At 70.4% G+C, this 9628-nt stretch carries 8 protein-coding genes and 1 pseudogene; 3 read left to right on the top strand and 6 right to left on the bottom strand.

Translation table 11 applies throughout. The features are described from left to right. Together ABZ749_RS20630 and ABZ749_RS20625 are read right to left on the bottom strand one after the other, a co-directional pair. Nucleotides 1–204 (bottom strand): annotated as a pseudogene (locus tag ABZ749_RS20630) (hypothetical protein); the annotation flags it as partial. Between the two features lie 272 nt (nt 205–476). After that, the gene (locus ABZ749_RS20625; protein WP_357229998.1) at nt 477–1184 is read right to left on the bottom strand and encodes a M23 family metallopeptidase; all 708 of its coding nucleotides are present in this window, start codon (nt 1182–1184) and stop codon (nt 477–479) included. A 474-nt stretch (nt 1185–1658) separates the two neighbouring features. Here ABZ749_RS20625 and ABZ749_RS20620 point away from each other — a divergent pair, with 474 nt between their 5' ends. The 3 genes from ABZ749_RS20620 (at nt 1659) to sucD (ending at nt 4563) form a co-directional block, all read left to right on the top strand. Then, entirely contained in the window at nt 1659–2063 is a 405-nt protein-coding gene (locus tag ABZ749_RS20620) for a cobalamin B12-binding domain-containing protein (RefSeq protein ID WP_088987674.1), read from the top strand. A 431-nt stretch (nt 2064–2494) separates the two neighbouring features. Further along, nucleotides 2495–3673, top strand: coding sequence for an ADP-forming succinate--CoA ligase subunit beta (sucC, locus tag ABZ749_RS20615; protein WP_091406357.1), 1179 nt, complete (start codon nt 2495–2497; stop codon nt 3671–3673). Nucleotides 3674–3675: 2 nt separating this feature from the next. Continuing rightward, complete coding sequence (gene sucD, locus ABZ749_RS20610; protein ID WP_355010054.1) at nt 3676–4563, top strand: succinate--CoA ligase subunit alpha; 888 nt, start codon at nt 3676–3678, stop codon at nt 4561–4563. 251 nt (nt 4564–4814) lie between these two features. Here the strand turns inward: sucD and ABZ749_RS20605 are convergent, their stop codons facing one another. The 4 genes from ABZ749_RS20605 to ABZ749_RS20590 form a co-directional block, all read right to left on the bottom strand. Further along, on the bottom strand, nt 4815–5894 hold the full coding sequence (locus ABZ749_RS20605) for an amidohydrolase family protein (RefSeq protein WP_357229996.1): 1080 nt from the start codon (nt 5892–5894) through the stop codon (nt 4815–4817). 69 nt (nt 5895–5963) lie between these two features. Next, nucleotides 5964–7523, bottom strand: coding sequence for a signal recognition particle protein (gene ffh / locus ABZ749_RS20600; RefSeq protein WP_112581984.1), 1560 nt, complete (start codon nt 7521–7523; stop codon nt 5964–5966). Nucleotides 7524–7637: 114 nt separating this feature from the next. Continuing rightward, nucleotides 7638–8294, bottom strand: a complete 657-nt coding sequence (locus ABZ749_RS20595; protein ID WP_357229994.1) for a response regulator transcription factor — start codon at nt 8292–8294, stop codon at nt 7638–7640. Next, nucleotides 8291–9454, bottom strand: coding sequence for a sensor histidine kinase (locus ABZ749_RS20590; protein WP_357229992.1), 1164 nt, complete (start codon nt 9452–9454; stop codon nt 8291–8293). The genes ABZ749_RS20595 and ABZ749_RS20590 overlap by 4 nt, the downstream gene beginning before the upstream one ends. Between the last annotated feature and the right edge of the window lie 174 nt (nt 9455–9628).

Genomic DNA, 9628 nt, shown 5'->3' with positions numbered 1-9628 from the left:
GTCGCAGTCGCAGGGCCTCCCGCAGGGACAGCTCCAGCGCCTTCTTGGAGCGGGGCGAGAACGGGCCGCCGAGGTAGCGCCGAGGGCTACCAGGGCGGCGGCCGCGAGCACGATGAGGCGGTTGCGTCGGCCGGTGCGCTGCGACGGCGCGGTCTGGTCGGTGTCGGGGGTGTTCTCGTTCTGGACGGGGCTGTCTTCCTGCACGGCGGACCTTCACAGTCGAGGGGCACTTGACCTCGAAATACTGGTGTCGGGCCGAGGTGGGGCAGGCGGGGGGACCGAACCCTCGTGCGGAGAGCGGATGGTCGGCTGCCGGATATGACCCGCTGTGCGGCGCTACATCCGGAAAAGTGATCATGTTGGCGGGTGCCGTCGGTCACATCCGGCACTGTGACCCGGGATACATCCGCCAGGACCGGGTGACGAAAAACCGCCCGGATCGACAGATCCGGGCGGTCAACGGTCGTTACGCGCCGTCAGGAGGCGGCTACCTCGCTGTAGATTGCCTCGACTTGCAGCTTGATGTCCACTCCGCGCTCCTGGAGGAACGGCACCGGGTCTTCCGGCTGCCCCTTGACATGGATCTCCAGGTGCAGGTGCGTGCCGTACGCGTGGCCGGTCTGGCCCACGAGGCCGAGCTGGTCGCCCGCCTTGACCTGCTGGCCTTCCTTGACGCTGACCGCGGAGGAGTGGCCGTAGATGGCCTCACTGCCGTCGGCGTGCTGGACGATCACGGCGTTGCCGTACCCACCGAACCAGCCGGCCTTGGTGACCAGCCCGTCGTGGATCGCCACGTAGGGCGTGCCCTCGGGGGCGACCAGGTCCACGCCGGTGTGCATCTTGCCCCAGCGGACGCCGTACGGGGAGTTGAAGTCGTAGCCCTGCAGCGGCAGCAGCCAGACCTCTTGCTCGGCGCTGTCCTTGCTGCGGCTGTCCCGGGAGGCGCGGTCGGCGTTGTCCGCACGGGCCGCTGCGTCCTGGCTGGTGACCGACGCCTGCTTGAGCTCGTCGAGGACCGTCGGGCTGACGTCCTTGGCGTCCGGCAGGGCGCTCGCGCCGAGGGCCACGATGCCGGCACCGACGAACGCGGTGGTGACGACAGCGGCGTAACGGCTGCGGGGTGGGGTGGGTACGCGGCGGCGACCGCGATATCGATCGGGCTCAGACGACAGGCGCTGGCGCACGCACACCCTCCGTTGTCGGGGTTCCGAAGCGGCCGGTGGGTGTCCCCTGAGACTCCAGTGAGACGTCCGCTGACCGCGTCGTCACCCGTCCATGGACCTGATGACAACCGTGGACACGTTAGCCAACCGCCAGGCGAGTCACAAGCTAGACCGAAAAATTGGCGTGTCGATCTGTCCGTTTGCGTCCATGATTGTCATGCATCGCGCCGCTGAACGGTGCCCCTGTCGCTGCCCGTTCGTCGCCGAGCGTGACCGTTCCGGCGGAGTCGTCCGGCTTGACTCCGGACGGTGCCGGGATGGTGTCCCGGCCCTGCCAGCGGCGTGGCTCTGGCGAAGCCGGGTCGGCCACCTCCGGGTTGCGCGGTGGATGCGTCGGGTAACGGCCGGTGACGGAGCCCGGATTTCCCGGGCCGGGCCCGCCGGGTTACCGTTCGTTAAGGTGAAGGCGGTCAAGCCGGTGAAAGGTGTGCGTTGATGAGCTCTCGGATTCGGGTCGTCGTCGCGAAGCCCGGCCTGGACGGCCACGATCGGGGCGCGAAGGTCGTCGCGCGCGCCCTGCGGGACGCCGGGATGGAGGTCGTCTACACCGGCCTGCACCAGACTCCCGAGCAGATCGTGGAGACCGCCATCCAGGAGGACGCCGACGCGGTCGGCCTGTCAGTGCTCTCCGGCGCGCACATGACGCTCTTCCGGCGGGTGCTGGAACTGCTCGGTGAGCGGGACGCACGCGACATCGTCGTGTTCGGTGGCGGCATCATTCCGAACGGCGACATCCCCGAGTTGGAGAAGCTGGGCGTCGCGAAGATCTTCACACCGGGCGCTACCACCCAGGCGATTGTCGAGTGGGTCCGCGAGAACGTGGCCCAGCCGGTTTCCTGAGGAACGCCGAACTGCTGCCCCGCCGATTTTGGGCACGGGGGAGGGGCCGGACGCACCCCTCACACGTCCGGCCCCTCTATGCACGATGCCCCGCCGCCACCCCTCGACCGACAGGGCATCGGCCGTATCCCGTCTTTGCGCTGTTCAGCGCTCCGACATCTGACTCAACGACGCCCCCACGGCAGGGTTACGCAAGCCGGACAACATCGCCCGGACGGTGGATGCCACCGGAGTTGTGGCAGGAAACCGGCCACACCTGATGTTCGGTTGTGCATTACCGCACACCGTGCACCCGCTCGGTTGCCGGTGGTGCCGACCTCGCTAGGCTGCGGCCAATGGCCTGTTTCAACTGATGACAGGCGTCAAGCTGTTTTCTGAACGCTGGTGGCGGCGCGACGGCGCGCCGCGGAGACGGGACGGGACGCGCAATCGTGGACCTGTACGAGTACCAGGGGCGGGACCTGTTCGAGCGGCACGGCTTGCCCGTGCTGGCCGGCGGCGTCGCCACTACCCCGGAAGAGGCCCGCGCGATCGCCGAACGCCTTGGCGGCCGTGTGGTCGTCAAGGCGCAGGTAAAGGTCGGCGGCCGAGGTAAGGCCGGCGGCGTCAAGCTGGCCGAGGGCCCGGATGAGGCGGTGGCTCGGGCCACCGACATCCTCGGCATGGACATCAAGGGTCACACCGTCCACAAGGTCATGATCACGGTGACCGCGGACGTGGCCGAGGAGTACTACTTCTCGTACCTGCTCGACCGGGCGAACCGCACCTTCCTCTGCATCGCCAGCGTCGCCGGCGGCATGGACATCGAGCAGGTCGCCGCCGAGACCCCCGACAAGGTCGTGAAGGCCCCGATCGACGCCGTCAAGGGCGTGGACGAGGCCAAGGCCCGCGAGATCGTGACCGCCGCCGGCTTCCCGGCCGAGGTCGCCGACCAGGTGGTCGAGATCGCCGTCGGCCTGTGGCAGGCGTTCGTCGCCGAGGACGCCACCCTGGTCGAGGTCAACCCGCTCGCCAAGAACGGCGACGGCCGGATGCTGCTGCTCGACGCCAAGATCAGCCTGGACGAGAACGCGGCGTTCCGGCACCCGGACCACGAGGCGCTCGTCGACCAGGCCGCTGTGGACCCGCTGGAGCAGGCCGCCAAGGCCAAGGACCTCAACTACGTCAAGCTCGACGGCGAGGTCGGCATCATCGGCAACGGCGCGGGTCTGGTCATGTCGACCCTCGACGTGGTCGCGTACGCCGGTGAGCGGCACGGCAACGTCAAGCCCGCCAACTTCCTCGACATCGGCGGCGGCGCGAGCGCCGCGGTGATGGCGAACGGGCTGGAGATCGTGCTCTCCGACCCGGCCGTGAAGAGCGTCTTCGTCAACGTCTTCGGCGGCATCACCGCCTGCGACGAGGTCGCCAACGGCATCATCCAGGCGCTGGCCCTGCTGGAGCAGCGCGGCGAGCAGGTCACCAAGCCGCTCGTCGTCCGTCTCGACGGCAACAACGCCGAGGCTGGCCGGGCGATCCTGGACAGCGCGAACAACCCGCTCGTGCAGCGGGTGGACACCATGGACGGCGCGGCCGAGCGGGCCGCCGAGCTGGCAGCTGCGGGGGTCTGATCATGGCTATCTGGCTGACCAAGGACTCGAAGGTCATCGTCCAGGGGATGACCGGTTCCGAGGGTTCCAAGCACACCCGGCGGATGCTGGCCGCCGGTACCAACGTCGTCGGTGGCGTCAACCCGCGCAAGGCGGGCCAGACTGTCGACTTCGACGGCACCGAGCTGCCGGTCTTCGCGTCCGTCGCGGACGCGATGGCGCAGACCGGGGCCGACGTCACTGTCATCTTCGTGCCGCCGCAGTTCACCAAGGCCGCCGTGGTCGAGGCGATCGACGCCGCGATCGACCTGGCCGTGGTGATCACCGAGGGCGTCCCGGTGCACGACACCGCGTCGTTCTGGGCGTACAACGTCTCGCAGGGCGAGCGGACCCGGATCATCGGGCCGAACTGCCCGGGCATCGCCTCGCCGGGCGCGTCCAACGCCGGCATCATCCCGGCCGACATCACCGGCTCCGGCCGGATCGGTCTGGTCAGCAAGAGCGGCACGCTGACCTACCAGATGATGTACGAGCTGCGCGACATCGGTTTCTCCACCTGCGTCGGCATCGGCGGTGACCCGATCATCGGGACCACCCACATCGACGCCCTCGCGGCGTTCGAGGCCGACCCGGAGACCGACGCCATCGTCATGATCGGTGAGATCGGTGGCGACGCCGAGGAGCGGGCCGCCGAGTTCATCAAGGCCAACGTCACCAAGCCGGTGGTCGGCTACATCGCCGGCTTCACCGCTCCGCCCGGCAAGACCATGGGTCACGCCGGGGCGATCATCTCCGGCTCCGCCGGCACCGCCGAGGCGAAGCAGGCCGCGCTGGAGGCCGTCGGCGTCAAGGTCGGCAAGACGCCGACCGAGACCGCCAAGCTGATGCGGGAGATCATGTCCGGCAACTGAGCCGGTCAGGCAGCCCTCGCCCGCGCAACTTCCCGGATGTTGCGGCCTCAGGTGCGCAAGAGGCAGCAACATCCCCGATGCTGCGGGGATCCCTCTCGGGCCCGCCTGATCTCGCTACCACGGCCAAGATCGCGCCCGATCATGGATGTAGTGGCATCCTCCAACGCGGAGGCCATTTCATCCTGGTTCGAGCGCGATCCTGCGACCCGGCCGGCTCGGCCGGGGCCGGGCGGTGTGGCGCTCGCGGGGGGTCAGCGGATGACGCGGCCGCGAAGGATCGTACGCGACGGGGCACGGACGACGCGCAGGTCACTGCGGGGGTCTTCGGGGTAGACGGTCAGGTCGGCGAGGCCGCCTTCGACCAGGCCGGCGAAGCCGAGCCACGCGCGGGCGCCCCAGGAGGCGGCGGCGAGGACGTCGATGGGTGCCATGCCGGCCCGTTCGTGCAGCAGCAGCATCTCCTCGGCGGCGAGCCCGTGATCGATGCCGCCACCGGCGTCGGTGCCCACGTAGATCGGCACGCCAGCCTCGTACGCGGCACGCACCACCTCGGGGAAGCCGTCGCGCAACGCGAGCATGTGGTCGGCGTACCCGGGAAACTTGCCTCGCGCCTGCTCGGCGATGCCCCCGAAGGTGGCGATGTTGATCATCGTGGGCACCAGGGCGGTGCCCTGACGGGCCATCTCGTCGATCAGGTCGAGGCTGAGCCCGGTGCCGTGCTCCACCGAGTCCACCCCGGCCCGCACCATGATCTCGACTGCCGACTCGGAGAAGGTGTGCACCGCGGCGCGTACCCCGGCGTCGTGCGCCGCCTGCACGGCGGCGGTGAGGGTGTCCGCGTCCCAGGCCGGCGCCAGGTCACCGACGCCACGGTCGATCCAGTCGCCGACCAGCTTGACCCAGCCGTTGCCGGCCCGTGCCTGCGCGGCAACAGTGGCGGCCACCTCGGTCGCGTCGACCTCCACGCCGATGTCGCGCAGGTAGCGCTTCGGCGGGGCGACATGCTGGCCCGCGCGGGCCAGTCGCGGCAGGTCCGGCTCGTCGTCGAGTTCGGGGTACGGGTACGGCGAGCCGGCATCCCGGATCGCCAGCACCCCGGCGTCCCGGTCGACGTGGGCCAACGCGCGGGCCTGGTCGAGCGAGGTGATCGGGGCGCCACCTCGGGCGATGCCGATGTGGCAGTGAGCGTCGACCAGCCCCGGCAACACGAAGCCGCCGTCGACGACGGTCTGGGCATCGGGTACGGGGGTGAAGGTCACCCGGTCGCCGACCAGCCAGAGATCCCGGACCTCGTCGTCGGGGAGCAGAACGCCGCGCACATGAAGAGCCATGCGCACAGTCCTACCCGATCACTCCCCGTCGGGGGCGAGCAGGTCGTCCCGCGCCGTTACCGACACACGTCAGCGCGGGCCCTTGTCGCCGCCCTTGCCGAGCTTGTTGAAGTCGATCTTCGGAAGCTTGAAGCCGGGCGGCAGGCCCTGGCCGCCAGCGAGGTCGTTCGGGTCCATCCCCGGCGGGAGTTGCGGCATGCCGCCCGGGAAACCGGCGGGCATCCCGGCGCCGGCGCCGGTACGCGGACGACCGCCACCCTTGGTGCCCTTGCGCTTGTTCTTCGGCGACTTGGTCGCCTTGCGGCGGCCACCGCCGGGCAGGCCCATCATGCCGCCCATCTGCTTCATCATCTTCTGCGCGTCGGCGAAGCGGTTGAGCAGCTGGTTGACGTCCATCACGGTGACGCCAGACCCGTTGGCGATGCGCGCCCGGCGGGAACCGTTGATGATCTTCGGGTTGGTCCGCTCGCCCGGGGTCATCGACCGGATGATCGCGGTGACCCGGTCGAAGTGACTGTCGTCCAGATCGGCGAGCTGGTCCTTCATCTGCCCCATGCCCGGCATCATTGCCAGCACGTTGGCGATCGGGCCCATCCGCCGCACCGCGATGAGCTGGTCGAGGAAGTCGTCAAGGGTGAACTGCTCACCGCCCATCAGCTTGGCGGTCATCTTCTCCTTCTGATCGGAGTCGAAGGCCTGCTCGGCCTGCTCGATCAGAGTGAGGACGTCGCCCATGCCGAGGATCCGGCTGGCCATCCGGTCGGGGTGGAAGACGTCGAAGTCCTCCAGCTTCTCACCGGTGGAGGCGAACAGGATCGGCTGCCCGGTGACCTCGCGGACCGACAGCGCGGCACCACCACGGGCGTCGCCGTCGAGCTTGGAGAGCACCACACCGGTGATGCCGACGCCGTCGCGGAACGCCTCGGCGGTGCGGACTGCGTCCTGACCGACCATCGCGTCGATGACGAAGATGACCTCGTCCGGCGAGACGGCGTCACGGATGTCGGCGGCCTGCTGCATCATCTCGGCGTCGATGCCGAGGCGGCCGGCGGTGTCGACGATGACGATGTCGCGGGCGGCGCGCTTCGCGTGCTCGATCGACGCGCGGGCCACCTGCACCGGGTCACCGGTGCCGTTGCCGGGCTCCGGGGCGTACACCTCGACACCGGCCCGGCCACCGAGCACCTGGAGCTGCCCGACGGCGTTGGGGCGTTGGAGGTCGGCGGCGACGAGCAGCGGCTGATGCCCCTGGCCCTTCAGCCAGCGGGCCAGCTTGCCGGCGAGGGTCGTCTTACCGGAACCCTGGAGGCCGGCCAACATGATCACCGTCGGCGGCTGCTTGGCGAACTGGAGCCGCCGGCCCTCGCCGCCGAGCACGGTGATCAGCTCTTCGTTGACGATCTTGATGATCTGCTGAGCCGGGTTCAGCGCCTGGGAGACCTCGGAGCTGCGGGCCCGCTCCTTGACGGCCGCGATGAAGCCCTTGACCACCGGCAGCGCGACGTCCGCCTCCAGCAGCGCGAGGCGGATCTCGCGCGCGGTGGCGTCGATGTCGGCGTCGGTGAGCCGCCCCTTGCCGCGGAGCTTGGTGAAGATCCCGGACAGGCGGTCACTCAAGGTGTCAAACACGCGAACATCCCGTTTGTCAGTGTTCCGGCGGGCACAACACGGCCGGCACTGCGGAGTCCGGCCACCGCTAGGGTAACCGCCCGGCCGTAGGGCCGCTGTCGCCCGGCCCGGGCCTCACCCCGACACCAACCCCGACTGGTACGCGAACACGACGAGCTGGGCCCGATCCCGGGCTCCCAGCTTGCCCATCGCCCTGCTGACGTGGGTCCGCGCGGTCGCCGGGCTGACCACCAACCGTGCGGCGATCTCCTCGTTGTTCAGGCCCTCACCGACCAGGCCGACGACCTGACGCTCCCGATCGGTCAGCGCCTCCAGTCGCGGGTGCGGACGAAGCACCCGGGACGGCCGGGTGGCGAACTCCCGCACCACCCGACGGGTCACCGACGGCGACAGCAGCGCCTCCCCCTCGGCGACGAGCCGGATCGCGCGCAGCAGCTCAGTCGGTCTGGTGTCCTTGGTGAGGAACCCGCTCGCACCGTGCCGCAGCGCGTCGAAGACGTACTCGTCCAGCTCGAAGGTGGTGAGCACCACCACCCGCGTGCTGGTCAGGTCGGGGTCGGCGACGATCCGGCGGGTCGCCTCGATGCCATCGATGCCGGGCATCCGGATGTCCATCAGCACCACGTCCGGCCGTTCCCGACGAGCCAACTCGACCGCCCGCAGCCCGTCGGACGCCTCGCCGGCCAGCGCCAGGTCGTCCTCGCTCTCCACCAGCGCACGCAGCCCGAGCCGGACCAGATCCTGGTCGTCGGCGATCAGCACCCGGATCACGTGGTCGGCTCCACGGGCAGCCCGGCGTACACCCGGAACCCGCCCCCGGAGCGCGGCCCGGTGGTCAACCGCCCGCCCAGCGCCGCGACCCGCTCGCGCATGCCGGCCAGACCGTGGCCGCCCTCGCCGTCGGCCGGAGCCGTCCCGGCGCGGTCGGCACCTGCCCCCCGGTCGGTGACCTCGACGGTCACCTCGTCGACGCGGTAGTCCACTGTCACCTCCGCGCTCGCCACTCCCGCGTGACGCAGCACGTTTGTCAACGCCTCCTGCACCACCCGGTACGCGGCCAGGTCGACCGCGGCCGGCACCTCCCTGGGCTCCCCGACCACGCGTACCTCGACGGCGAGCCCCGCCCCGGCCAGCCGGTCGCGCAGCGCTGGAAGCCGGGCCAGGCCGGGTACCGGCTCGCGCTCGGCGCCCCGCCGCACCGCACCCAGGGTGACCCGCAGCTCGTCCAGCGCCTCGCGGCTGGTCCGGCTGATCGCTGTCAGGGCCACCTCCGCCTGCTCCGGCCGCTTCGGCAGCAGGTGCAGGGCGATCTCCGCCTGCATACTGATCGCGGCCAGCCCGTGCCCCACCACGTCGTGCACCTCCTGCGCGATGCGCAGCCGCTCCTCGTCGGCCTGCCGTCGCGCCTGCTCAACTCGGCTGCGGGCCTCTTCGGCACGGGTACGCGCGGTCGCCTCACGGCTCACCCGCACCACCACCCCCACCGCGAACGGTACGACCACCCAGGCCGACGCGGGCAGCACTCCCGTCCAACCCGGCGCGGGCCCCCGCCCGAAGAAGACGTGCGCCAACAACAGAACGAACGCGCCGCCGGTGGCGAGCGCCGCCGTTCGCACCGGCAGCCACACGGCCACGGTGTAGACCGCAACGAGGAACGTGACCAGGATCGGCCCGTACGGGTAGCCGATCAGCAGGTACGTCGAGGTGGCCACTGTGACCACGGCGAGGACGGCGACCGGAGCACGCCGCCGCACCAGCAGGGCGAACGCCGCGACGGCGATCAGCACCCGACTCAGGGCGTCCACCGGCCTCGACCCCGGCTGGTTGTCCCCGGCCAGACCGGTGGCGAGCAATCCGAACCCGAGCAGCACCAGGGCGAGCACGGCATCCGCAGCCACCTCCGGCCACCGCCACTGCCCGCCTCGCCGCATGGCCGTCATTCTGCCCGCGCAGACACCGCTCGACGTGCGTCCACGAGCGGCACCGCCCCTACGCCCCCCGACGTACCCCACCCCACCCCACCCCCACCACCGCAGGCCCGCTCGTCGTAGCGCACTGCTGCTGGCCGTTCAGTCTCAGTGCGGACGCGACCCGGCCGTGCTGGT

Origin of the sequence: Micromonospora sp. NPDC047753 (assembly GCF_040642735.1) — a bacterium.
Classification (GTDB): Bacteria; Actinomycetota; Actinomycetes; order Mycobacteriales; family Micromonosporaceae; genus Micromonospora.
Note: the sequence above shows the minus strand (reverse complement) of the source record. Positions and strands in the feature narration are given on the sequence as shown.